A 23,023-nucleotide genomic window follows, 5' to 3' on the forward strand; every position below is an offset into this window, starting at 1 on the left:
TTACTGGCCGTAGACGTTCTGGTAGCGGGCGTAAAGGGAGTCGATGTGGCCCTGGTCGATCGGCACCGGCTCGCCCAACTGCCGGGCAATGTGGACGGTGCGGGCCACTTCCTCGCACATCACGGCTGCCTTGACTGCCGATTTCGCGTCCTTGCCGATGGTGAACGGCCCATGGTTCTGCATGAGCACCGCCGGTGAATTGGAATTCTTCAGCGTCTCCACGATTCCGTGGCCGATCGAGTCGTCGCCGATCAGCGCGAACGGCCCCACCGGGATGCTGCCGCCGAACTCATCGCCCATCATGGTGAGCACGCACGGGATGGCCTCGCCGCGGGCTGCCCAGGCGGTGGCGTAGGTGGAGTGCGTATGCACCACCCCGCCGACGTCGGGCATGTGCCGGTAGACGTAGGCGTGCGCCGCAGTGTCCGACGACGGCGAGAGCGGCGGGTTGCCCCACTCACCTGCTGCGTCTCCCGCGACAGGCTCGCCGTACAGGTCCGTGACCACCATTTGTTCCGGGGTCAGGTCCTGATAGGAGACGCCGGAGGGCTTGATGACCATGAGGTCGTGGCCGGGAACCCTGGCCGAGACGTTTCCCGCGGTCCACACCACCAGTCCGTACCGCGTCAGCTCGGAGTGCAGGGCGCACACCTCTTCCCGGACGCGGGCGATGGTTTCCAGGATTCCGGCGCTCATGCGGACACCCCTTCCGTGGCGCGGGCCGGGAATGCTGCCGTGGCGCCGGGAAGCACTGCACCGGCAGCCCTGCGCTGGATGGCCTTGAGCCGGTGCATCACATCGTTGCTGCCGCGCCCGAAGTAGTCGTGCAGCGTCTTGTACTCTTGGAAGAGCTCCTCGTAGGCAGCCACGTTTTCCGGGATGGGGGTATACACCTCGCCGGGTTCGGAACCCATGGCAGCGGCCGCCTCCCGAATGTCGGTGTACTTCCCGGCGGCCACGGCGGCGTGGATGGCCGAACCGAGTGCGGGCCCCTGGGCCGATCCGATGGTGGAGAGCTGCAACCCGGTGGCATCGGCGTAGATCTGCATCAGGAGCGGATTCTTGAGCAGGCCGCCGGCCACGATGAACTCCTTCACGGGAACACCGGAGTTCCGGAAGGCGTCCACAATTGTGCGGGTGCCGAAAGCTGTGGCTTCCAGCAGTGCGCGGTAGGTGTCCTCGGGCCGGGTTGCCAGCGTTTGTCCAACGACGATCCCGGACAGCTCATGGTCCACCAGCACGGAGCGGTTACCGGAGTGCCAATCCAGGGCGATCAGCCCGTGTTCGCCGATGGCCTGGGACGCGGCGCGTTCGGTGAGGTATTCGTGGATTCCCAAGCCCGCGGCTTCAGCGGCCTGGTGGTATTCGGGCGGTACTCCGTACTTGGTGAACCAGCCGAAGATGTCTCCCACGCCTGACTGCCCGGCTTCGTAGCCCCACAATCCGTCAACGATGCCGCCGTCCACCACCCCGCACATGCCGGGCACTTCACGGAGTTCGGTGCCGTTCATGACGTGGCAGGTGGAGGTTCCCATGATGGCCACCAGCTGGCCGGGGTCCACGGCCTTCGCCGCCGGCGCCGTGACGTGGGCGTCCACGTTCCCCACGGCCACGGCAATGCCTTCCGGCAGCCCGGTCCAGGCCGCGGCTTCGGCGGTGAGGTGCCCTGCGGCGTCCCCCAGCCGGCCGATGGTGTGCTCCAGCTTGGCGCTGACGAAGTCCTTGAACTGCGGGTTCAGGGCGGCCAGGAAGTCCTCCGACGGGTAGCGGCCGTCCTGGTAGATCCCCTTGTAGCCGGCCGTGCAGGCATTGCGGACGTAGCGGCCGCACAGCTGCCAGACAATCCAGTCCGCAGCCTCAACCCAGTGGTCCATTTCGGCGTACGCCTCGGGGTCTTCCTCCAGCAACTGCAACCCCTTGGCGAACTCCCATTCGGAGGAGATGAGCCCTCCGTAGCGGGGCAGCCAGTCTTCGCCGCGTTCCGCTGCGAGCCGGTTGATCCGGTCGGCCTGCGGCTGCGCCGCATGGTGGCGCCAGAGTTTGACGTAGGCGTGGGGGCGGTTCTCAAAACCGGGCAATTCGTTCAGCGGGGTACCGTCCGCCTTTACCGGCACCATGGTGCAGGCGGTGAAGTCGGTGGCAATGCCGACGACGGCGGCCGGGTCGATCCCAGACTCAGCCAGTGCCGCCGGAACCGCATGGCGCAGGACATCACGGTAGTCGTTCGGCACCTGAAGGGCCCATTCCCCGGGAAGGCGGGCGGGTTGTCCGTCAGCACCGCGGCCTGCCGTGTCCTCCGGCAGGGTGCCAGTCACCACGGCATGCGGGTAGTCGTACACGCCGCTGCCGAGCTCCTTGCCGTCGCGCACCCGCACCACCACGGCGCGGCCAGAAAGCGTTCCATAGTCCACGCCAACAACAAACGAGTCCGGAGCGTCCACTGCGTCCATAAGAAAAGTTCCTCCATAGCTGCCGCCACTTCGCGGCCTGCGGTTAATTGTGAGCGCTAACAAGATGGAAGTCAACAGCCAGGGCTGCAGCTGCCGGGGCAGTCAGTTTGATAGACGGCGGGAGCAGGGCATTGGGGGTGGGGCTGGACCCGCCGGAGACTGGGAGGCTGGAAATGACTGAGTAGCGGCCAACCGGGGTAAGGGCAGGAAGACTGTAAGCGACAGGACTGGGAGGGGAACCATGGAAGGCGTGCGCGCTGTTCCGGAAGCGGAGATACCCAGCCGTTCAGCCTGGAAGCCATCCCCCGCGTGGGCCGCCGGGCCGGTGTCAACCGTCTTGGGACTGGCCGCCCACCTGGCCGCCGGAGGACAGGCGCCCGGGGTGCCCATCGTTGTCGCTTTGGCCGCCCTGCTGGGCATGGTCGCCGCAATGGCCGGGCGGCACCGCCTGCCCGGGTGGGCCGTCCTCGTGGCAGCCGGAGTGGCACAGCAGCTGCTGCACCTGGCCTTCGCCGCCTTCTCAACGGCCAGCGGCTTCACCCTGCCGGGCCACCACGGCGTCGCGTCCATCCCGGAAGGTCCGGGTGTGCCCGCTGCCGACGTGCCCGCCCCGGACGAAACCGGCGCCACGCACTCCCTGCACCTGATGCTGCACCTTCACGCAGCCGCGGCCCTGACAGCCGCAGCCGCAGTCACGCAATGGACCAGGCTGGTTTCCGTGGTGCGGCGGCGGGCCAGGTCAGGTGGCGAGCGTGCCCCTGGCAATGCTGACGCTTGAGTGGGCGGGGTTGCCGTCAACGGGCTCGTCGGAGACATCCACAATCGGGTACTCCGAGATCTCCAGGCCGGCCGGCAACTGGAAAGTTCCGGAGTCGGAGTTCATGACGCCCAGGCTGACCAGGCGCGAGAGATCGGGCGCGATCAGCCAAACCTCCTGGTAGCCCTGCGCTTCATCCTTGCTGAGCTGGACCTCCAGTGCCCGGGACCCGTCTGCGGTTTCTACAACCCTTGCTGACCCGGCGGCGGAATATTTGGGCAGCGGAGCCAGGTCGGCCTCCGCCAGCGGCCGAGGCGCCTGGTTGAGGGACCACACCGCTCCGGCGGTCACCAGGACCGCGGCCGCGGCAGCAGCCATCCACGGTCCCGGACGCTGCCACCATGCCGGGGACCGGCGCGAGGCAGCACGGGAGGCGGCCCTCTCCTGCAGTGACACCGGCTCGGCCGGCACTTCACGTTCCGGCACTTCACGTTCTGCACGGTGTTCATCTGCCTGCCGCACATCCTGGCCGGCGTCCTGCCCGCCGCTTCTGGCATCCCCTGCGGCTTCACCCGCAGCGGCTTCCCCCGGCGCCCATCCCGGCCGGACAGTGCCGTAGTGTTCCCTGATGCCAGCCAGGGGGTCATCGTGCACGGACTCGGAGAGACCCAGCTCCTGGTGGATTCCGGCCCAGACCCCGGGGCCCGGCACTTCAAGGCGGCTGGTTTCGGGCTGTGTCTTGACGGCCTCTACGGTGCGGCGCAGTGCCGCGAAATCCGCCGCGCATCCAGGGCAAACCCGCAGGTGGTCCCTGGTATTGCTGTCCTCCCAGTCGTCGTACAGCGCAAGGAGGCTTAACTCTTCCGGATCAGGATGCGGCATGGTTTACCTCCAATCTGTTTCTTAGGTGGGACAAGCTGCGGCGGATGTGGCTCTTGACCGTACCAAGGGGCAGGCCAAGTTTTCTCGAAATCTGTTCGTGCGTCAGGTCATCGTAGAAGGCAAGCTTCATGATGGAACCTTGGGGCTCGCCGAGCCGGTCCAGCTCCCCGTCCAGGAGGAGCCTGTCAGCCAGGAGCTCGGCGTCTTCATGGCCGGTGCCTGCGTCCTCTGCCAGGCCGGCTCCGGCCACGGCCACGGCTTTCCGGACTTCCCGGGCCGAGGCGGACAAGGTATCCGAGATGACGTTCCGGGTGATGCCCACAATCCACGCCGGCAGCCTGGCCACCTGCGGATTGAAGGTGCTCCGGGAGCGCCACACGCGGATGAAGACCTCCTGCGTGACGTCGTCGGCCGCCGAACGGTCCGGCAGGGAACGCAGCGCCAGGGTGTGGACCAGCGGGGCAAACTCCCGGTAGGCGGCTGCCAGGGCACGTTCATCTCCTGCAAGGAAGGACGGTGTCAGGCCGTCTTCCCACCCCGGCGGAGCCTGGTCGGGAGGTACCAAACGGGGCTCCTTCGCAGCGTCGGTAGCGACAATCATGGCAGGATCACCGCTCACTCCAGGACCGCGGTGACAATCACATTGTCGCTGTAGTCCATTCGTTCGTCCAGCCACTTGCCGCCGCACGTGATGACTTTAAGTTCGTGGGGCCCGGACCGCCGGAACACCGAGCTTCCGTCGAACCGGTCCTTGGCCATCAGCTCAACGCTCACCACGCGGTAGTTCAAGGCGGGAGCGCCCTCACGGCCCACCTGCACCAACGTTCCGGCGGCTACGGACTTCAAGGCGGAAAACGGGGCGTTGTCAGACTTCGTATCGATATGCCCGGCGATCACGGCCGTGCCGGCGGCGGCGCCCGGTGCAGGCCCGAAGCGGTACCAGCCGGCAAGGTCGAACGCGTCAGGGATTTCCATCGCACCGCCTCCGGATACGCCCACCGGCACCACCGGCATGTTGATGGGGGTGCCGGCAACACTGAGGGAGACAGGTGCCGGCGCCGCGCTCACGGCCGCCGGGGCCGCCGGGCGCACGGGAATGTTTGGGATTGCCGCCGGGCCGGCGGGCGCCGCCGGGGCGGGGCTTTCGGGCTGTGCCGGGGCGGGCTGCGGAGGGTTTACGGGCTGCGCCGCCGCTGCCTGGTTGGCAGGCGGGGGTGTAACCGGCTGGGACGGGGCGGCCGCGCAGGAGGAAAGCACCAGGGCCCCGGCGAGCAGGACTCCTGCACCCGGGAAAACGGGGGACCGACGGCGGGACTCCCCTGCCGTCGTCGTACCTGTTTCCTTGTGTCCGGCTTTCATCGTGCCCGGCCTTTCTCTCGGCAGGCCCGGAAGGAACCTGCATCAGTGATGGAAAACCGGCAGCCGCCCGGCAAGTGCCGGGCGGCTGCCGGTTGAACTACTCTGCCCGGCGGGCGGCGACAGTGCGGGCTACGCCCACGCCGCCGAGGAGCAGTGCCAGGGCTGCGGCGCCGAATCCGACCATGAGGGCGGTGGAGTCTGCCGGAGCGGCAACGGTGGAGCCGTCAAGGGCACCCGGTACCGAACCCGGAGCGGAGTGCAGGCCCTCAATGGTCTGCACGGCCAGCTGCAGGTTCGCATCAGCGAGGCTGCCCCAGGCGTACACGATGGTGTGGGTGCCTTCGGCGATGGTGACGTCGGCCGGGCCAATGACTGGGGCGGTGGTTCCGGTGGCCGCAACAGCTGCCGGGACGGTTCCGGGGTCCAGCGTCAGCGTCTGCTCGTTCGGGTTGGCAAGGTTGGTAATGACCGGTGATCCGCCGGCCAGGACGTCCACCGCGGGAGCGGCTGCGGTGTGCCGGACTGTCAGTTTGCCCTTGCCGGCCTCGATCTGGGAAACGTCATTGGTGAAGAGGTTGGCGGTAGGATTGCCGGCCGCATCCAGGTTGGCGACGGCGGTGTAGTTGCCGTTGGCGGCCAGCGTGACGCTGACGGGGCCGATGACCGCTGCGGAAGCGTCGGCGGCGTCCGAGGCAGTGATGGCGAGTTCGTAGGCGCCTGCCGGCAGGGCCAGCGGGCCGGCCAGGCTGCCGGGGGTGAAATCATCGAGGGTCCGGTCACCGTTGACCCAGACATCCACGGTCAGGCCCGGGACGCCATGGAGGACGGACAGCTGGGCGTCCCCCTCCGCTGCCTGGGCCGGGCCGGCGAGAGCGATGGCTGCTGCGATTGCCGCTGCACCGGCGCCTGCTGTGAAAATCCTGTTGCGCATGTCTATCTCCATTGATCGGCCCGCCTCGCGGGCATTTTTTGCTTACACCTCTACTACCGGCGCAGCATCGGAGTTGGATGCACATGCATGGAAAATTCTTAAAGATATTTTTGGCGCCGGCATCCGGGCCGGCCCGGATGCGGCGACGCCGGGGCTACGGCGCGGCGTCCACCGGCGATGCTTTGCCTACCGGTGGTGCTTGGCCTCCCGGCGGGGCGGTGCTGGCGCGGAGGACCAGTTCCGGCGTAACCACAATGGAGCTGACGGCGGCGCCGGCTTCGATCTCCTTGAGCATGATGTCCATGCAGCGCCGGCCCAGTTCCTCGAAGTCCTGCCGCACGGTGGTGAGCGGCGGGGTGAAGTACCCCGATTCCGGCTGATCGTCGAAGCCCACCACGGAGACGTCGTCGGGCACCCTGACCCCCGCCTCGGCGAACGCGCGCAGCATGCCCAGGGCCATTTGGTCGTTCCCCACGAAGATCGCCGTGGCGCTGCGGTCGGCTGCGAGCTTCCGTCCGGCGGCATAGCCGCTGCCGGCGCTCCAGTCGCCCTGCAGCAGGAGATCGTCCGTAAGCCCGGCCCCCAGAAGGGCCTCGCGCCAGCCCTCGGCGCGTTCCGAACCGTCGATCCAGTCCTGGGGACCTGCCAGGTGTCCGATCCTGCGGTGGCCCTCCCCAATAAGGTGTTCGACGGCGAGCTGGGCGCCGCGGCGCTGGTCCACCATTGCGCCGCTCACGTTGCTGTTGCCAAGGGACCCCACGGTCACCACAGGCACGGGCAGCCGCATTTCATCCAGGGCAAGGAGGGTGTCCGAGTGGGGCACCAGCACTGCGATCCCGTCCACGGCCTGGTCCATGAAGTGGCTGGCGGCATCGGCAATGGCATCCCGGCTGACCTCGCGCAGCGCGGCGATGCTGACAAAGTAGCCGGCGTTCCGGGCCGCCTGCTCAACGCCCAGGAGGGTGTTGGCGGGGCCGTACTGTGACAGTTCGCTGGCCAGGACACCGATGGTCTGTGAGCGACGGGTCACCAGGCTCCGGGCTGCGGTGTTGCGCCGGTATCCCAGTTCGGCGATGGCCGCCTCAACCTTGGTGCGGGTGGCTTTGCTGACGTTGGGGTGGTTGTTGATTACCCGGGAGACGGTCTGGTGGGAGACACCGGCCCGGTCAGCCACATCCTCCAGGCGCGGCATGCGCCCCTTGTTGCTTTTTGCCATGTGCCCATTCTGCCCGCTGCGGCGCTGCCCGCCGGATTGCCTGGTCAGCCGATCCGCCGGGGATCCTGGCCTTGTTCGCGGATCCGCGCCTTCAAGGTCCGGTTTCGCCAACAAGCTTAGGACCGCCGGGCCTTCAGTCCGCACAGCCCGGGAAAGAAAACGTCCCCGGCGCCCTGTTGCCAGGATGCCGGGGACGTACCACTCTTCGCTAAAAGAGTGGGCCCTGTGGGGCTCGAACCCACGACCCACGGATTAAAAGTCCGATGCTCTACCAACTGAGCTAAAGGCCCCCGCCGGATGGGTTCGCAGCGTATGTGCGGGCCACCCGGCCCAGTCCATTTCTGGACGTTAATACTCTAACCCATGGTTCCGGCCGCTTCGCACGGGCTTCCCGGGACCGGCACGGGCTGCGGAAGCCCGGGCCGCGCGGGGAGAACGGATGCTCGATTTCCGCCTCGGCACAGGAGTAGCGTGGGGGCATGAGTGAGCAAGCAGCATCCAGCCAGTACGGCGGCGCGAACCGGCACCATAAGCCAAAGCCCTTCGCTCCCATTGACTTCGAGCCCTTTGCCGGGGGCGCGGACCCCGCGCGCATCTCGGAGGCCGCCCACCTTGCTGCCCAGGCACTGGTGCGCCACGGCCGTGACAGCGATGATCCCGTGGTCACCGAACGCCTGGTGAAGCTCGCCGACGAGCAGGGGCTGGAAGCCATCGCTGAGATGTGGGCGGAGAGTCCCGCGCGTTCACTGCCCGGCGCCCTGTGGCGGCTGTACGCCCTGCGCGCGGCCACGGTCCAGGACCCGGAGCGCATCTCGGTCTACTTCCGGGCCGGCAAGGACACCGCCCAGGTGTCCAACGTGGTGGCCGGCGCGGCTGAGCCGCCCGGTGCCGATGAAATGCGGTCCATGGCGGATGCCATCCTTTCCGGAGCGTTTGACGGCGAGTTCGACGTTGCGCTGGAACGTTCCGCAGCCTTTTGCCGGGTGGTGGCGCTCGGCCAGGCCACCATAGCCGACGGCGCAGAGCATGGCAACGAGGCGCATGCCAGCAAGCTCACCCGGAACTCGCACCAGCTGGTCAAGACCGCGGAGGACCTTGAGCACGCCGCGAATGCGTGGCGGCTGGGGGAACTCGACTGACTCAGTCCGGCTGCCCCGCCCTTACCCCATCTGTCAAGATTGACTTGCGCCAGCCAAAGTAGAAAACTGAAACCGGTGCCGAGCCGCGAAACCCCCGGGCTTCAACAATTAGCCGCCTAGAGCGGCCTACCGCCGAGAGGCGTATCCGGTTCGGCACCATTTTCATGCCCGCTTTTCAGGTGCCCAGCCAAGGGCCGGTAGAGTGGGGCTCAGTTGCCCGCCGGGGTCAAGTCACACGGCAGCAACCCCCCGCCCTTACTTTTCCCGGAGACCGGTAAACACGTGAAGCTGCGCCTTTTTCCCCAGGAGCCCGCCGGGCTGGACCTCCTTTCGCAGCTGGCCCAGCAGATCGTGCTGGCCAGCGCCACCCTGGCCGAAATACTGGGCGTCCCCGCCGCTGAGCACGGCAAGCTCGTGGAGGACATGCACAACCACGAGGCAAAGTCCGCTGAACTGCACTTCGCCCTGCTGACGCACATGCGCACCAGTTTTGTGAACCCTCTCCCCCGCGAGGACATGTACGCGCTCTCCCGCTACCTCAACGAGGCCATGGAAAAGATGGACGCGGCCGCGGAGCTGGTGGCCCTGTACAAGCTGGAGCGGCTGCCCAAACGCGCGGCTGATCAGCTGGAGATCATCAGCCGGCAGGCCGAACTGACAGTGGATGCCATGCGCCGGCTCAACAACCTGGACGACCTCGAGGACTACTGGATCGAAATCCTCCGCCTTGCCCAGCGTGCCGAGCGGACGCACCGGGTGTGGGTGGCGGACATGATCGCGGACATGAAGTGGGCCCAGTACTCCCGCAACCGGGACATCGCCAACCAGTTGGTGGAAGTCACCAAGGACATGCGGCGGATCGCCACCCAGGTGGGCAGCATCATCGTCAAGGAATCCTGAGGTGACGCCGGTCATCTTCGGATTCGTGGTCCTGCTGGTCGCGGCGTTTACGTTCCTCAACGGCTTCCGTGATGCCTCCACGTCCGTGGCACTTGCGGTGCGCACCCGGGCACTCACGCCCAGCGTGGCGGTGCTTCTGGCGGCCTTTTTCAACTTTGTGGGTGCCCTGCTGAGCGCCGGCCTGGCCGTGGCTGTCAGCCAGGCCTGGATCAGCCTTCCGCCCGGCAACGGGGGCCTGAGCATCCTTGTGGCCGGCCTGGCAAGCGCCTGCGCCTGGGGAATCCTGCTGTGGTGGCGGGGCATCCCGGCTTCCTCCACGCACGCCCTGGTGGGCGGCCTGGCCGGTGCGGGACTGGCCAGCCTGGCGGTAGGCGGCCCCGGCGTCGGCGGCGTGGACCAGTCCCTCCTGTTCCAGGTGGTGCTGCCGCTGGTGCTGTCCCCGCTCGTTGCCTACAGCGGTGCCTTCATGCTGGTGTATCCGGCCACGTGGGCGGCACGCTACACGCAGCCCAACGTGGTCAACCACCGCTTCCGCCGGAGCCAGGCCATCGCCGCCGGGGCCGTGGCTTTTGGTCATGGCCTGCAGGATGGGCAGCGGGTGGGCGCCGTGCTGCTGCTGGCACTGCTGGCAGCAGGATATGCCGATCGCGGCACCATACCCCTCTGGGTGGTGCTGCTGTCCGCCGTCATGATGGCCGCCGGGACCATGTTTGGCGGCTGGCGGATCTCGCACACCATCGCGTACAAGATCACCCGCATTGATCCCCTGCGGGGTTCAGTGGCGCAGATCTTCAGCGCGGTGATGCTCTTTGTGGGCGCCATCGGGCTGCACTGGCCGCTGTCCACTACGCACACGGTGACCTCAGCGGTCCTGGGCGCCGGCGAGAACCAGCATTTTTCCGTGACGAACCGGAAGCTGGTGATCCGGATTGTGGCGCTGTGGCTCCTGACTCCGCTCGCCACGGCGGCGCTGGCGTTCGTGCTGGCCTTGGCCATGACCCCGCTCGCCGGCTAGTTTCCGGCACGCACCGAACCGGGCCGGACCGGGGCTAGGGACCCGGAAGCTCGAAAGCATGCTGCCCGCAGCAAGGATGAGGCGGCCGGGGGTACGGTTACGGGTTCGCTACGTTGCCTGCACTTCTCTGTACAGCAGGAGTCCCGTCACGTAAATTCGACAGTGGGCCCCAGGAAATTCGACGCTGCACAGCAGTAAAGCCACCCAGCAGTAGAACCCACCAAGCAGCAGAACCCACAGCAGCAGGGGACCAACATCCGCCGCCGGGTGCACGGCCGCGGACGAGCCGCTGCAGCATACCGGCGGCCAGGATGCACATTGCGGAAAAGAGCAGGCATCATGTCTACTTCGAATCCCCGGCACTCCCCGCCCCAGCCACGCCAGCTGCGCTGCGAAACCTGCGGTACGGAGCACCAGCTGACCATCCATGCCATCAGGGCGATGGGCGCAGCCAATGGAGACCTGGTGACTGTCTCCTACACCTGCAACGACTGCGGGTTGTTCAACGAACACCTCGCCTATGCAGGGGATGTTGCCGCGGCACTCCACCAGGTCCGCTGGATGGCCAAGGTCATCATGTTCGGTGATGACTACATCCATTGCGGCTTCCCCATGGAAGAGGCCGGGCTGGAAATTGAACGGCTGTGCTACCGGAGCAGCAACAACGGCGGCAGCCTCAACGCGGTCTGCCTGCCTACCCGGGTCCTGCAGTGCCGGTGCGGTTTCCAGCTGGAAATCCCGGAGTAGCAGCAGCCTGCCGCAACCGGACTACCCGGTTCCGGCGGATGGCCTAGATAGCTGCGGGAAATGCAGGCGGGGTGTCCACCAGGGCGGTTGCCAGCTCGTCCGGCGTCATGTTCGCAGCCTGGAGCAGCACAGCCTGGTCCACCCCGTGACCCGCCGCCTGCCTGATGGCCTGCACCAGCGACTCGTGGGCAACATCAAGCTCCCACTGCACGGTTTCCAGGTACGAGCTGGTGCGCCACACCGCGGAAACGTAGTCCTCCCCGGCCGGAGCCTCCGTCCCGGCCATGCCCGCTGCCACCGGTGCAGCATCCATCCCGGCGTCCGCGAAGGAAAACGGGGCTGCGACGGCGGGCCCGGAAATGTACGCATTAGCGAGGGGATCGTTCTGCTGGGCAGCCGTGTCCGCCCCGCGCTTGGAAACTTTAAGCTGGTGGCCTCTGCGGCCGGTCGCCATCTGCGTCAAGGGAAAACTCCTAAGCATGCTATTTACTAGTTTCCAAAGTATCTAGTTCAGCGTACTAAATGCATTCAGTTATGGCTAGCAGTGTCCTTGGACTTGGTCCTGAGGGCCAGCAATGCCTATCCGAAGCGGCCGGAGACATAATCCTCAGTGGCCTTCTGGACGGGGTTGCTGAAGATCGTCTGGGTATCCCCCACCTCGATCAGCTTGCCCGGCTTGCCGGTGCCGGCGATGTTGAAGAACGCGGTGCGGTCCGAGACACGGGCTGCCTGCTGCATGTTGTGGGTAACGATCACCACGGTGTACTGGTCCTTGAGCTCATTGATAAGGTCCTCAATGGCCAGCGTGGAGATGGGGTCCAGCGCGGAACACGGCTCGTCCATGAGGATCACCTGCGGCTCCACGGCGATGGCCCGTGCAATGCAGAGCCGCTGCTGCTGTCCGCCGGAGAGGCCGGAACCCGGCTTTTCCAGGCGGTCCTTGACCTCGTTCCACAGGTTGGCTCCCTTCAGGGAGCGTTCCACCAGGACGTCGGCCTCGCCCTTGGAGATCTTCTTGTTGTTCAGCTTCACGCCGGCCAGCACGTTGTCGCGGATGGACATGGTGGGGAACGGGTTGGGCCGCTGGAACACCATGCCGATCTGCGAGCGCACGGTCACGGGGTCGACGCCGGGGCCGTAAAGGTTGTCCCCGTCCAGCAGCACTTCACCTTCCACGCGGGCCCCCGGGAGGACCTCGTGCATACGGTTCAGCGTCCGCAGGAAAGTGGACTTGCCGCAGCCCGAGGGGCCGATGAATGCCGTAACGGATTTGGCCTCGATGTTGATGGTTACATCCTCCACGGCAAGGAAATCGCCGTAGTAGACATTCAGGTCCTTGACGTCGATGCGCTTAGACATGGTGTTCCTTCACTAACTGGGTATGAATTGAAGTCTGGCATCCGGCCCGCCGGACCGGAAGGGGAAATGGCCGTCAGCGGCCGGTCTTGGGGGCGAAGATCCTGGCAATCAGCCGTGCGGCGAGGTTCAGGACCATCACCAGAATGATCAGCACCAGGGCGGCACCCCAGGCGCGCTGCGACGACGGGTCGGGGTTCGCCGGCGAGGTGGGGTTCAGGATCTGGGTGTAGATGAAGGTGGGCAGCGAGGCCATCCAGCCGCCGAACACGTTGGAGTTGATGCTGGTGGCGAACCCTGCGGTGACCAGGATGGGCGCTGTTTCGCCGATGACCCGGGCGATTGCCAGGGTGACGCCGGACGCGATGCCGGAGATCGCCGTCGGAATAACCACCTTGAGGATGGTGCGCCACTTACGCACGCCCAGCGCGTACGCCGCTTCACGTAGTTCGTTGGGGACGATCTTCAGCATTTCCTCGCTGGAACGCACAACCACCGGGATCATCAGCACGGAAAGCGCGACGGCGGCTACGGCACCGGTTTTGGTGCCCGGGCCCACCACGGCGAAGAAGAAGGCCGCTGCGAAGAGGCCGGCCACGATGGACGGGATACCGGTCATGACGTCCACGAAGAACGTGATGGCTCGGGCCAGCCGGCCGTCGTTGCCGTACTCCACCAGGTAGATGGAGGTCAGCAGGCCCACCGGCACGGAGATGATGGTGGCCAGCAGGGTGATCTGGATGGTTCCCAGGAGCGCGTGGTAGATGCCGCCGATGACCGGAGCGCCGTCCTCCACTGCTCGGTTGTCGAAGACGCCGGTGACGCCGTTCATGGAGGTGGTCATGAATCCGGGTGCCAGGAGGCCGGGGATTCCGTTGACCAGGACAGTCCAGATCACGGAAATCAGCGGGAGCAGTGCAATGAGGAAGGAGCCCACCACCAGGCAGGTGGCCAGTTTGTCCTTGGCTTTACGGGAGCCTTCGACGGCGGCGCTCCAGGACACCAGGCCCACGGCGAAGAGGATCGCCGAGACGATTCCCCAGCCAAAGGCATTGAAACCCACCAGCGCGAGGATGGCGGCGCCGGCGATCAGCGCTGCGGCCAGGACCACGTAGGGGGCGTACTTGGGCAGTTGGCCCTTGGTGAGTGCCGAGCGCTTGCTGCGAACGGGCGTAAGCGTGGAGGTCATTTAGTTGGCTCCCGAGAATTCTTTGTGCCGGGTGATGATCCAGCGGGCGATCATGTTCACGGCCAGGGTGATGACGAACAGGACCAGGCCGGCAGCGATCAGGGTGCTGACCTTGAGCCCGCTGGCCTCCGGGAAGTTCAGGGCGATTTCCGCGGCGATGGTCTGGTTGCCGGACTGGATCAGGCTGGCGGTGAGGGCGCCGGAGGAGAGCACCAGCGCCACGGCCATGGTTTCGCCCAGGGCGCGGCCCAAGCCCAGCATGACGGCGCTGATGATGCCTGGGCGCGCGAAGGGCAGGACGGACATCTTGATCATTTCCCAGCGGGTGGCACCCAGTGCCAGGGCCGCTTCCTCGTGCAGTTTGGGGGTCTGCAGGAAGATTTCCCGGGACAGCGAGGTGATGATGGGAAGCACCATCACGGAGAGCACGATGCCCGCGGTGAGGATGGTCTTGCCCGTGGCAGAGGCTGGCCCCTGGAAGATGGGCAGCCAGCCCATGTTAGCGGCGAGCCAGTTGTAGGCCGGCGAGATTTCCTTTGCAAGGAAGGCCGCACCCCAGGCGCCGTAGACCACGGACGGGATGGCGGCGAGCAGGTCCACCAGGTAGCCGAGTCCGGCGGCCAGCCGGCGGGGGGCAAAGTGGGAGATGAACAGGGCCACGCCGATGGCGATGGGGGTGGCGATCACCAGTGCGATGACCGCGGCGATCAGCGTACCGATCACGATGGGCCAGATGTAGGCGAAGAAGCCTTCTCCGCCCTGGATTTCTGAGGCCGGGGCGGTGAGCGCGGGGATGGCCTGGACCACCAGGAAGAGCGCGACGCCGAAGAGGACGGCGAGAATGAGGCAGCCGGCAGCCAGGGCGGCACCTGAGAAGATTTTGTCCCCGGCGCGGCCGGCGCCCTGGGTACTGGTCAGGGAGGTGGCGGTCATTCGACGGCCCTTCGATCGTTTGGGCATTGGGAGCGGGTGGCTTTGAAAGCCAAGTTCCCCGCACTGCCTTTCGGCAGGCGGGGAACCCGGAATCAGAGCGTGGTTAGGACTTGACCTTGATGGACTCGATGGCCTTTTCAGCCTTGGCGGCCAGGTCGGAGGAGAGCGGTGCGGACTTGGCCGAATCGGCCGCGGCCTGCTGGCCTTCCTCGGAGACTACGTAGTTCTCGAAAGCCTTGACCAGGTCCACGGTCTCCTGGGAGTCGTAGGTTGAGCAAACGACGTGGAAGGAAACCAGGACGATCGGGTAGGCGCCCTCGATGCTGGTCTTGCGGTCCAGCTTGATGGAGAGGTCGTTGGCAGAGCGGCCTTCAACCGGGGTGCCCGCGTCCACAGCCTTGGCTGCGGCTTCAGCGGAGATCTCGGTGAAGGTTTCGCCCACCTTGATCTGGGCAACTCCGAGCTTGCCGCTGACGGCCGAGTCATCCGCGTAGGTGATGGCGCCGGGGGTGTCGGTGACGGTCTTGACCACGCCGGAGGTGCCCTTGGCGTTTTCACCCTGGAGCGATCCCGGCCACACGCCGGAGGCCTTGTCCGTCCAGACCTCGGGTGCAGCGGCAGCAAGGTAGTCGGTGAAGTTGGTGGTGGTGCCGGAATCATCGGAGCGGTTCACGGGAGTGACCTTGAGGTCCGGGAGGTCCACGCCTTCGTTCAGGGCAGCAATGGCGGGATCGTTCCAGGTGGCAATTTCGCCACGGAAGATCTTTGCCACGGTGGCAGCATCCAGCTTCAGCTCGGTGATGCCGGGAAGGTTGAAGGCGATCGCGATCGGAGAGATGTAGACCGGGATGTTCAGGGCGCCGTCAGGGCCGCAGACTTCCTGGGACTGGGTGTATTCCTCGTCCTTCAGGTAGGCGTCGGAGCCGCCGAACTGGGCGGAACCATCCAGCAGAGCCTTGCGGCCCGCGCCGGAGCCGTCCGGCGAGTACTGCACGGTGGCGCCCTGGTTGGCAGCAGCGAATTCGGTCTTCCACGCGTCCATGGCAGCGCCCTGGGCTGAGGAACCGATGCCGGTCAGGGTGCCGGTGACCTTGGGGCCGGAGGAAGCCTGGTTGCCTTCGGGGGCGGTACCCGTGGCGTTGTCTGAACCGCAGGAGGTAAGCGCCAGAGCGCCGGCTGCGATAACAGCGATAGCCGCGTGGCGGCCGAAGCGGAGTGCCTTCACTAGATGTACCCCTTCCAGGGTTTTTCAGTTGCGGACAGGGACGGAGAACCCTGCTTCGCGATGCGTAGGTTTTGTACCTTCAACGAAGTTAGGCCCCGCAGGTAACGGGACGGGCGGACCAAAGTGAACGGAGGATTAACGACGGCGGGATATTCGCTGACAAATGCCCGGTCACCATTGCGCAGATCACATGTCCGGCCGTAGTGCACCGGCACCAAAGAGCCGCCCAAAGAAATGTGCGGGCCGGCAATAGACTGGACCGCATGGCCCCCGCAGCAGGACTCTCAGCAGGCAGGCGCTTCCTGCGCGGCCGCTTCCGCACCGGCATGATCCGGAGCCGGAATTCCCTCATCCCGGCCATCCAAATGACGGTCTGTGCCGTGGGTGCCTACGCTTTCGCTGAATACGTGCTGGGCCACTCCGGTCCGCTTTTCGCGGCTACCTCATCGCTGATCGCGCTTGGCTTCTCCCGTGAACCGCGGCTGCGGCGGGTGCTGGAGGTGGGCCTGGGCTGCACCATCGGCATTGCGGTAGGCGACCTCCTCCTGCACTGGCTGGGCGCCGGAATCTGGCAGGCCGCCGTCGTCCTTTTGTTTTCCATCCTGCTCGCAAGGTTCCTGGACAGCGGGAACATCTTCACCACCCAGCTTGCCCTGCAGTCGCTGCTGGTGGTGCTGCTGCCCGCGCCGTCGGGCGGTCCGTTTACCAGGAGCATTGATGCCGTGGTGGGCGGACTGTTCGCCCTGCTGGTGACCATCCTGGCCCCCAAGGACCCCCGCCGTGAACCCCGCAAGGACGTGCAGAAGCTGCTGCACGAGCTCGCCGAGGTTTTGCGCGAGTGCGCCGAAGCGCTGGTCAACAGCGATTCCACCCAGGCGTGGCACGCCCTCATCCGGGGCAGGAACTGCCAGCCGCTGGTGGACGGGATGCGCCAGTCCCTGCGCGCTTCCGGCGAGGTGGCCACCCTGGCGCCGGCCTACCGCCGGCACCGGGATGAGCTGGACCGGCTCAAACAGTCGCTCGACTTCATCGACCTGGCCCTGCGGAACAGCCGCGTTTTTGCACGCAGGCTGACGAGCGCCATCAACCACGCGGCGTTGTCGGACGAGGCCACCGAAAACATCGCTGAGGTGCTGCAGGAGACCGCTGCCGCCATTGATGAGCTTTCGCTGGGCCTGGCGGAAACGCACGACGGCGCCCGGCGCGCCCACCTGCGCACCGCCCGGCAGGATCTCAGCGAGATTGCCCTGCGCCTGCACCCCAAGCTGCTGGAGGTGCAGCGGCTTGAAGGTGAAACGGTGGTGATGCTGTACCGGCCGCTGATGGTGGACCTGCTGGAGGCCACCGGGATGGATGCCCGCGAAGCCCGTGACGTGCTGCCTGCCCTTTAAGTGGTGACCGCCCGCGCGTCGTTCGCGTAGTGCAGCCCCAGCTGCTCCCGGGCCTGGTCCAGCAGCCCCATCATCTGCACGGTTTCAGCCCAGGGCATCAGTGGGCTCTCCTGCAGGCCAGCCCGGATGCAGCGGGCTGTTTCGCGCAGTTCGTGGATGAAGCCCTCGGCTTCCTCGTGAAATTCCTCCACCCGGATGGTTCCGTCCTGGCCGCAGATTTCCAGCTTTCGCGGGTTGTACAGCGGGGAACCGGTCCGTATCCAGCCTGCTGTTCCGCTGATGGTTGCCGTCCCGGGACCGGCGGACTGGAGCGAGGAGGTGAGCTGGGCGGCCGCCCCTTCCGGGTACTCAAGCGCAAGGGTGTTCTGGACGTCCACGCCGTCCTGGTTCAGGTGTCCTTGTGCCCTGAGCCCTGCGGGGAAGCCGAGTGCCGCCACCGCCCAGGTCAACGGATACACGGCGAGGTCCAGGAGGGCTCCTCCGCCGGCCGCAGGGTCCCACAGCCTGTCCGCGGGATCATAGGCAGCCGGAAAACCCAGGTCGGCCTGGACCCAGCGCACCGTTCCAATCCCGCCGCTGCGGATAATCTCGAGGGCCCGGCGGGTTGCCGGGAGGAACCGCGTCCAGACGGCCTCCATCAGGAACAGGCTGCGCTCCCCTGCCAGCTGCACCAGCTCCCGCGCTTCGCTGGCGTTGATCGTGAAGGGCTTCTCGCACAGGACGTGCTTTCCGGCTTCAAGGGCCGCACGGACAACCTCAAAATGCTGGGCGTGGGGCGTGGCAACGTACACCACGTCCACCCGGGGATCTTCAAAAAGCTGCTGGTATCCGGAGCCGGAGGGATTGTCATGGTAGCTGGCAGCAAAGCCGTGTTCTTCAGCGAATGCCCGCGCTGAGCCTTCACTGCGCGAACTGACGGCATAGAGCTCAGCTCCTTCCAGGCGGGCCAGGTCACGGGTGACCCGGTGCGCAATCCGTCCCGTCGCCACAATGCCCCACCGGAGGGTTTGCCCATCTGCTGCGCGGCCGCCGGAGCCGGTGCCGGCCATCACGCGGACTCCCGGATCACCAGTGAGGTAGGAATCTGCGTGACGCGTGCGGTGTCCTTCCCCTCGATGAGGTCCACCAGGATTTCGGCCATCTTCTTGCCCATCTCAATGATCGGGTGGTGCACGGTGGTCAGCTGGGGGTTGACCGAGGTGGCGAACGAGTCGTCATCGAAGCCAACCACGGCCACATCCTGGGGTATGCGGAGCCCCCGTTCCTGCAGCACGGTGTAGGCGCCGGCAGCCATCTGGTCATTGGCCACGAACAGGCCGTCGATCGGCTTCCCGCTGCCGAGCAGGCGGCGCATCGCCTTCGCCCCTGAAGCCAGGGTGAAATCCCCGTACTCAACCAGGGAGTCATCCAGGCCCGCCTCGGCCATGGCCAGCCGCCAGCCGCTGATGCGGTCAATGCCGGGCGGCATGTCCTGGGGCCCTGCAATGGTGGCGATGTTGGTCCGTCCGTTGCTGATGAGCAGCCTTGTGGCCCCGGCAGCAGCAGCTTCGTTGTCCACGTCCACGTAGTAGCTGGCGCTTTCGCCCAGCGGCCTGCCGGCAAACACCATGGGGATGTAATCGCTCAGGTGGGTCCAGGACCGGTCCCCTGCGTGGTGGGACACCACCAGCGCCCCCGCCACATTCCCGCCGAGAAGGAAGGCCCGGGTCTTCTCCGGCTTCGCCTCGGAAGCAATGACCATGTTCAGCGTGTAGTCCGTGTCCGCCAGGTACAGGGCCACGCCCTGTACCACGGAGGCGAAGAACGGGTCCGCGAAGACCTTGGACATGGACTCCGGCACGATGAGCGTCACCGAGTTGGGGCGCCTGCTGGCCAGGGACCTGGCGGCCCGGTTGGGCGTGTAGTTGACGGCCAGGATGGCCTGCCGCACTTTGGCTGCAATGTCCTCGTCAACGCTTGGCACATCATTAACCACGCGCGACACTGTGGCGCGGGAGACGCCGGCCAGCGCCGCCACCATTTCCAAGGTGGGCGTTGGCCGGTTTCCGCTGGTGTCTTGCTTCACTTTTCTTCGCTCCGTGGTCTGGCTGGCACAGGTGCCGGGAATTTCAGTTTAGGCGGGCAGGAACGCGGGAAGTTGGGACGCGCTCTGCCGTGCCGCGGCGATCAGCCCGGCATAGGCCTTGCCGCTGTCCTTGACGGTGCGTTCCAGCGTGCCGTAGTCCACGCGGACAATACCGAAGCGCTTTCCGTAGCCCCAGGACCACTCGAAGTTGTCCAGCAGGGACCAGACAAAATACCCGCGGACGTCGGCGCCCTGGTCGATTGCTTCACCCACTGCCGCCACATGGTCCAGGATGAACCGGGTGCGTTCGGCGTCGTGCACGGCGCCGTCGGGGCTGACAGTGTCCTCGTACGCCGCTCCGTTTTCGGTGATGTACAGCGGCGGCAGCGAGGGATACTCCTCCCCCAGCCGGACCAGGAGTTTCCGGAGCCCCTCCGGGTTCACTTCCCACCCCATCGCAGTCCGCGGAAGGCCGCGGCTGGGAAACGCGATGTCCTCCGAACCGATCCATGGTGAGGCAGAGGCACGTTCCGCGCCGCCGGAGTGGCCGTCGCTGCCGGCATCGTCCGCGTGGCCGCTGATGAGGTCATCGTGGTAATGGTTCACACCGAGGAACTCCAGCGGCGCGCTGATGGAATCCAGGTCGCCCGGGAGAATCAGCTCCTGCAGGCCGAAGGGGGCGAGGTCACGCAGGGTGTCTTCCGGGTAGGCTCCGCGCAGGATGGGATCGAGGAAGATCCGGTTCTGCAGCGAGTCAAAGCGGCGGGCGGCGTCAAGGTCTACGGGGTCCTGGCTGTCCCGCGGGATGGAATTGCTCAGGTTAAGGGTGATGCCCAGATGCCGGGCACCGCGCCCACGCAGGGCATGTACTGCCAGCCCATGGGCCAGGTGCTGGTGGTGGACGGCGGCGATGGCTGCCGCAGGCTCCTGCCGGCCGGGGGCATGCACTCCGGAGCCGTACCCCAAGAGGGAGGAACAGAAGGGCTCGTTGAAGGTGGTCCAGTGCTGGACCCTGTCCCCCAGTGCCGAGTAGACATCGTTCGCGTACTCCACGAACCTGTACGCGGTGTCCCGGTTGGCCCAGCCGCCCTTTTCCTCGAGGGCCTGCGGCAGGTCCCAGTGGTAGAGGGTGAGCCACGGCAGGATCCCTGCGTCAAGAAGCTCATCCACCAGCCGGGAGTAGAAGTCCAGCCCTTCGCGGTTCACCTCCCTGTCCCCGGGGCGCACCCTCGCCCAGCTGGTGGAAAAGCGGTACGAGTCCAGCCCCAGCTCTTTCATCAGCCGGACATCCTGGGGCATCCGGTGGTAGTGGTCCACTGCCTGCTCAAGATTCTCGCCACGGGCAATGGCTCCGGGGATTCTCGCGAAGCGGTCCCAGATGGAATCTTCCTTGCCGCCTTCGTGGCCGGCTCCTTCTATCTGTGCCGCCGCCGTCGCCGACCCCCATATAAAGCCCTCGGGCCATTGCCGCCTGTAGGTAGGGTGCTGCATTAGCCCTTCACTGCTCCTTGCATGATTCCTGAGATGAGTTGTTTGCCGGCCAGTGCGAAGAGCACCAGGAGCGGCAGTGTTGCCAGCACCGCTCCGGCGAGGACCACGGAGTAGTCCACGTAGCGGGCTGACTGCAGCTGGCTGAGCGCCGTCTGCAAAGTGGGATTGCCGGCGTCGAGAACCAGCAGCGGCCAGAGGAAATCGGTCCAGGCCGTCATAAACGTGAACAGTCCGAGGATGGCCATGGCGGGACGGGCGGCAGGCATGGCAACGTGCCAGAACGTGGAGATCATGCTGGCCCCGTCCATCCTGGCGGACTCGATAAGCTCGTCCGGGATGACGTCCACCAGGTACTGGCGCATAAAGAAGACGCCGAATGCGGTCACCAGCGTGGGCACCACCACGGCACCGATTTCGCCGGTCCAGCCCAGGGTGCGCATCACCATAAAGAGCGGGATGATGCCCAGCTGGGTGGGGATGGCCATGGTGGCCACCACCATGAGCATGAGCCCGTTCCGGCCCTTGAAGCGCAGTTTGGCGAAGGCGTAGCCGGCCAGGGTGGAGAACCCCACCACGGAGACGGTGATAATGCAGGAAATCAGGACACTGTTTCCGAGGGCGAGCCAGAACGGGATGGTGTCAAAGACCTCGCCCACGTTGGTCCAGAAGTTTCCGCCGGGAAGCAGTGGCGGCCAGGTTTCGCCGAGGGCCTCGTTGGAGCGGCTGCCGATGACGGCGGACCACCACAGCGGGTAGGCCGACGATACCAGGAACGCGAGGAGCAGGCCGTAGGTAAGGAACCCTGGCTTTTCGCCGGAGCCGGTGAAGCGCTTGCGGAAGGTGGCGGGGCGGCCGGCAGGCGTCTTCCTGCCCGGCAGCGTGCCGGCCGGCGCGGGGGGCGCCCCCTCGATGATGCTCATCGCGTAGTCCTTTCAGCACGTTCCCGGGCCCTCCGGATTGACCGGGAGGGCTTGGCGGCATCGGCAGTGGCGATGCGCCGGGAGATGAGGTAGTTGATCACGCCGAACAGCACGATGATCAGGAACAGCAGCCAGGCGATGGTGGACGCCTTGCCGAAGTTCTGGCGCTGGAAGGCCATTTCCCACAGGTAGAGGACGGTGGTCTGGAACTGCCGCTGGGAGCCGCCGGCGCTGGCGGGATCAAAGAGGCGGGGTTCGGTGAAGATCTGCAGGCCGCCGATGGTGGAGGTGATCACCACGAACACCATGGTGGGACGGATGCTCGGCAGGGTGATGCTGAAGAACCTGCGCAGCGCTCCGGCACCGTCCAGGGCCGCCGACTCGTACAGGTCACGGGGAACGGCCTGCATTGCTGCCAGCAGGATGAGGGCGTTATAGCCGGTCCAGCGCCAGTTCACCATGGTGGCGATGGCAATGTGGCTGGGCAATGTCTCGTTCTTCCACATCACCGGATCCAGGCCGAAATTCCCCAACACATTGTTGATGAGGCCGTACTGCTCGCCGAACATGTTGGTGAAGATCATGGCCACCGCCACCGGAGTGACGATGTAGGGCAGCAGGACGCTCATCCGCCAGAAGGTCTTGGCCCGGAGGTTCTGGTCCAGCACGGCGGCCAGGAACAGCGCCACGGCCAGTTGCGGGATCGCGGAGAGCAGGAAGATGCTCATGGTGTTGAACAGGGAGTTCCAGAAGAAGCGGTCCTGCAGGACTTCCGCGAAGTTCTGCAGGCCTACGAAGTCGCCCTGGCCTTTGAGCAGGTGCCAGTCGAAGAGGCTGACCACGAAGGTGTAGACCAGCGGGAACAGCCCTACCAGCGCGAAGAGGATGAAGAACGGTGCGATGTAGAGGTAGGGCGAGGCTTTGACGTCGAAGACGTTCAGCCTCTGTTTGAAGGTGGGTTTGGGCTTGATGGCCGCTGGTTGTTTTGCGGGGCGGTTCAGGGTGGTTGTCATTGGGCTCTTGCCCTCCATCGGGGGGCCTCCCTTGCGGAAGGCCC

The 23,023-nt window shown here is 66.0% G+C and carries 23 protein-coding genes and 1 tRNA gene; 6 read left to right on the forward strand and 18 right to left on the reverse strand.

Annotated features, from left to right (window positions below; all coding sequences use genetic code 11):
* Together WHH00_RS17045 and araB are read right to left on the reverse strand one after the other, a co-directional pair.
* Nucleotides 1-696 carry an L-ribulose-5-phosphate 4-epimerase gene (locus tag WHH00_RS17045; protein ID WP_406634628.1) on the reverse strand — a complete coding sequence of 232 codons (696 nt, stop codon included), beginning with the start codon at nt 694-696 and terminating at the stop codon, nt 1-3.
* On the reverse strand, nt 693-2,450 hold the full coding sequence (gene araB / locus WHH00_RS17050) for a ribulokinase (protein ID WP_406634630.1): 1,758 nt from the start codon (nt 2,448-2,450) through the stop codon (nt 693-695). Before araB ends, WHH00_RS17045 begins: the two co-directional genes overlap by 4 nt.
* Before the next feature lie 241 nt (nt 2,451-2,691).
* Between araB and WHH00_RS17055 the strand changes: the two genes are divergently transcribed.
* The gene (locus tag WHH00_RS17055) at nt 2,692-3,228 is read left to right on the forward strand and encodes a hypothetical protein (RefSeq protein ID WP_406634632.1); all 537 of its coding nucleotides are present in this window, start codon (nt 2,692-2,694) and stop codon (nt 3,226-3,228) included.
* On the opposite strand, the gene WHH00_RS17060 is transcribed toward WHH00_RS17055, so the two are convergent.
* The 6 genes from WHH00_RS17060 to WHH00_RS17085 form a co-directional block, all read right to left on the reverse strand.
* Nucleotides 3,190-4,089 (reverse strand): anti-sigma factor, encoded by a 900-nt coding sequence (locus WHH00_RS17060; protein WP_406634634.1) that lies wholly within the window; start codon nt 4,087-4,089, stop codon nt 3,190-3,192. The two genes, WHH00_RS17055 and WHH00_RS17060, sit on opposite strands and share 39 nt — an antisense overlap.
* A complete protein-coding gene (locus tag WHH00_RS17065; RefSeq protein ID WP_406634636.1) occupies nt 4,076-4,654 on the reverse strand; it encodes an RNA polymerase sigma factor in 579 nt (192 codons plus the stop codon). Before WHH00_RS17065 ends, WHH00_RS17060 begins: the two co-directional genes overlap by 14 nt.
* 50 nt (nt 4,655-4,704) lie before the next feature.
* Complete coding sequence (locus WHH00_RS17070; protein ID WP_406634638.1) at nt 4,705-5,448, reverse strand: class F sortase; 744 nt, start codon at nt 5,446-5,448, stop codon at nt 4,705-4,707.
* A 97-nt stretch (nt 5,449-5,545) separates the two neighbouring features.
* Nucleotides 5,546-6,379: a DUF4397 domain-containing protein gene (locus WHH00_RS17075; RefSeq protein WP_406634640.1), complete on the reverse strand. Its 834-nt coding sequence runs from the start codon at nt 6,377-6,379 to the stop codon at nt 5,546-5,548.
* Nucleotides 6,380-6,533: 154 nt separating this feature from the next.
* Entirely contained in the window at nt 6,534-7,595 is a 1,062-nt protein-coding gene (locus WHH00_RS17080; protein ID WP_406634642.1) for a LacI family DNA-binding transcriptional regulator, read from the reverse strand.
* Nucleotides 7,596-7,812: 217 nt separating this feature from the next.
* A tRNA-Lys gene (locus WHH00_RS17085) sits at nt 7,813-7,885 on the reverse strand.
* Nucleotides 7,886-8,074: 189 nt separating this feature from the next.
* Here WHH00_RS17085 and WHH00_RS17090 point away from each other — a divergent pair.
* The 4 genes from WHH00_RS17090 to WHH00_RS17105 all read left to right on the forward strand — a co-directional run bounded on the left by WHH00_RS17090 (nt 8,075) and on the right by WHH00_RS17105 (nt 11,396).
* A complete protein-coding gene (locus WHH00_RS17090) occupies nt 8,075-8,734 on the forward strand; it encodes a hypothetical protein (protein ID WP_406634644.1) in 660 nt (219 codons plus the stop codon).
* Between the two features lie 282 nt (nt 8,735-9,016).
* Nucleotides 9,017-9,634, forward strand: coding sequence for a DUF47 domain-containing protein (locus tag WHH00_RS17095; RefSeq protein ID WP_231455803.1), 618 nt, complete (start codon nt 9,017-9,019; stop codon nt 9,632-9,634).
* Between the two features lies 1 nt (nt 9,635).
* A complete protein-coding gene (locus tag WHH00_RS17100; protein WP_406634646.1) occupies nt 9,636-10,649 on the forward strand; it encodes an anion permease in 1,014 nt (337 codons plus the stop codon).
* A 339-nt stretch (nt 10,650-10,988) separates the two neighbouring features.
* Entirely contained in the window at nt 10,989-11,396 is a 408-nt protein-coding gene (locus WHH00_RS17105; protein ID WP_406634648.1) for a hypothetical protein, read from the forward strand.
* A 43-nt stretch (nt 11,397-11,439) separates the two neighbouring features.
* Here the strand turns inward: WHH00_RS17105 and WHH00_RS17110 are convergent, their stop codons facing one another.
* From WHH00_RS17110 to pstS, 5 genes are all read right to left on the reverse strand, one after another.
* Complete coding sequence (locus WHH00_RS17110) at nt 11,440-11,859, reverse strand: hypothetical protein (protein WP_406634650.1); 420 nt, start codon at nt 11,857-11,859, stop codon at nt 11,440-11,442.
* A gap of 116 nt (nt 11,860-11,975) precedes the next feature.
* Complete coding sequence (pstB, locus tag WHH00_RS17115; protein ID WP_066273199.1) at nt 11,976-12,755, reverse strand: phosphate ABC transporter ATP-binding protein PstB; 780 nt, start codon at nt 12,753-12,755, stop codon at nt 11,976-11,978.
* Between the two features lie 73 nt (nt 12,756-12,828).
* Nucleotides 12,829-13,941 carry a phosphate ABC transporter permease PstA gene (gene pstA / locus WHH00_RS17120; RefSeq protein ID WP_406634652.1) on the reverse strand — a complete coding sequence of 371 codons (1,113 nt, stop codon included), beginning with the start codon at nt 13,939-13,941 and terminating at the stop codon, nt 12,829-12,831.
* Nucleotides 13,942-14,874, reverse strand: a complete 933-nt coding sequence (gene pstC / locus WHH00_RS17125) for a phosphate ABC transporter permease subunit PstC (protein ID WP_231455793.1) — start codon at nt 14,872-14,874, stop codon at nt 13,942-13,944.
* A 103-nt stretch (nt 14,875-14,977) separates the two neighbouring features.
* Nucleotides 14,978-16,099: a phosphate ABC transporter substrate-binding protein PstS gene (pstS, locus tag WHH00_RS17130; protein WP_406634654.1), complete on the reverse strand. Its 1,122-nt coding sequence runs from the start codon at nt 16,097-16,099 to the stop codon at nt 14,978-14,980.
* Between the two features lie 263 nt (nt 16,100-16,362).
* Between pstS and WHH00_RS17135 the strand changes: the two genes are divergently transcribed.
* Entirely contained in the window at nt 16,363-17,490 is a 1,128-nt protein-coding gene (locus tag WHH00_RS17135) for an FUSC family protein (RefSeq protein ID WP_406634656.1), read from the forward strand.
* Here WHH00_RS17135 and WHH00_RS17140 read toward each other — a convergent pair.
* Genes WHH00_RS17140 through WHH00_RS17160 form a run of 5 tightly spaced genes read right to left on the reverse strand, consistent with a single transcriptional unit; the run spans nt 17,487 to nt 22,979 of the window.
* Nucleotides 17,487-18,539, reverse strand: a complete 1,053-nt coding sequence (locus tag WHH00_RS17140) for a Gfo/Idh/MocA family protein (RefSeq protein ID WP_406638657.1) — start codon at nt 18,537-18,539, stop codon at nt 17,487-17,489. The genes WHH00_RS17135 and WHH00_RS17140 overlap by 4 nt on opposite strands.
* Nucleotides 18,539-19,555: a LacI family DNA-binding transcriptional regulator gene (locus WHH00_RS17145; protein ID WP_406634658.1), complete on the reverse strand. Its 1,017-nt coding sequence runs from the start codon at nt 19,553-19,555 to the stop codon at nt 18,539-18,541. Before WHH00_RS17145 ends, WHH00_RS17140 begins: the two co-directional genes overlap by 1 nt.
* A 48-nt stretch (nt 19,556-19,603) precedes the next feature.
* Nucleotides 19,604-21,046, reverse strand: a complete 1,443-nt coding sequence (locus tag WHH00_RS17150) for a GH1 family beta-glucosidase (protein WP_406634660.1) — start codon at nt 21,044-21,046, stop codon at nt 19,604-19,606.
* Nucleotides 21,046-21,966 (reverse strand): carbohydrate ABC transporter permease, encoded by a 921-nt coding sequence (locus WHH00_RS17155; RefSeq protein ID WP_406634663.1) that lies wholly within the window; start codon nt 21,964-21,966, stop codon nt 21,046-21,048. Before WHH00_RS17155 ends, WHH00_RS17150 begins: the two co-directional genes overlap by 1 nt.
* Nucleotides 21,963-22,979 carry a carbohydrate ABC transporter permease gene (locus WHH00_RS17160; RefSeq protein WP_231455783.1) on the reverse strand — a complete coding sequence of 339 codons (1,017 nt, stop codon included), beginning with the start codon at nt 22,977-22,979 and terminating at the stop codon, nt 21,963-21,965. The genes WHH00_RS17155 and WHH00_RS17160 overlap by 4 nt, the downstream gene beginning before the upstream one ends.
* Nucleotides 22,980-23,023: the final 44 nt, after the last annotated feature.

Origin of the sequence: Pseudarthrobacter quantipunctorum, assembly GCF_045291495.1 — a bacterium.
Lineage (GTDB): Bacteria > Actinomycetota > Actinomycetes > Actinomycetales > Micrococcaceae > Arthrobacter > Arthrobacter quantipunctorum.

Coding starts and splice junctions, on each gene's coding strand:
- WHH00_RS17045 (WP_406634628.1), bottom strand. CDS start 696: ATGAGCGCCGGAATCCTGGAAACCATCGCCCGCGTCCGGGAAGAGGTG.
- araB (WP_406634630.1), bottom strand. CDS start 2,450: ATGGACGCAGTGGACGCTCCGGACTCGTTTGTTGTTGGCGTGGACTAT.
- WHH00_RS17055 (WP_406634632.1), top strand. CDS start 2,692: ATGGAAGGCGTGCGCGCTGTTCCGGAAGCGGAGATACCCAGCCGTTCA.
- WHH00_RS17060 (WP_406634634.1), bottom strand. CDS start 4,089: ATGCCGCATCCTGATCCGGAAGAGTTAAGCCTCCTTGCGCTGTACGAC.
- WHH00_RS17070 (WP_406634638.1), bottom strand. CDS start 5,448: ATGAAAGCCGGACACAAGGAAACAGGTACGACGACGGCAGGGGAGTCC.
- WHH00_RS17075 (WP_406634640.1), bottom strand. CDS start 6,379: ATGCGCAACAGGATTTTCACAGCAGGCGCCGGTGCAGCGGCAATCGCA.
- WHH00_RS17080 (WP_406634642.1), bottom strand. CDS start 7,595: ATGGCAAAAAGCAACAAGGGGCGCATGCCGCGCCTGGAGGATGTGGCT.
- WHH00_RS17090 (WP_406634644.1), top strand. CDS start 8,075: ATGAGTGAGCAAGCAGCATCCAGCCAGTACGGCGGCGCGAACCGGCAC.
- WHH00_RS17105 (WP_406634648.1), top strand. CDS start 10,989: ATGTCTACTTCGAATCCCCGGCACTCCCCGCCCCAGCCACGCCAGCTG.
- pstB (WP_066273199.1), bottom strand. CDS start 12,755: ATGTCTAAGCGCATCGACGTCAAGGACCTGAATGTCTACTACGGCGAT.
- pstA (WP_406634652.1), bottom strand. CDS start 13,941: ATGACCTCCACGCTTACGCCCGTTCGCAGCAAGCGCTCGGCACTCACC.
- pstC (WP_231455793.1), bottom strand. CDS start 14,874: ATGACCGCCACCTCCCTGACCAGTACCCAGGGCGCCGGCCGCGCCGGG.
- WHH00_RS17135 (WP_406634656.1), top strand. CDS start 16,363: ATGGCCCCCGCAGCAGGACTCTCAGCAGGCAGGCGCTTCCTGCGCGGC.
- WHH00_RS17140 (WP_406638657.1), bottom strand. CDS start 18,539: ATGGCCGGCACCGGCTCCGGCGGCCGCGCAGCAGATGGGCAAACCCTC.
- WHH00_RS17150 (WP_406634660.1), bottom strand. CDS start 21,046: ATGCAGCACCCTACCTACAGGCGGCAATGGCCCGAGGGCTTTATATGG.
- WHH00_RS17155 (WP_406634663.1), bottom strand. CDS start 21,966: ATGAGCATCATCGAGGGGGCGCCCCCCGCGCCGGCCGGCACGCTGCCG.
- WHH00_RS17160 (WP_231455783.1), bottom strand. CDS start 22,979: ATGACAACCACCCTGAACCGCCCCGCAAAACAACCAGCGGCCATCAAG.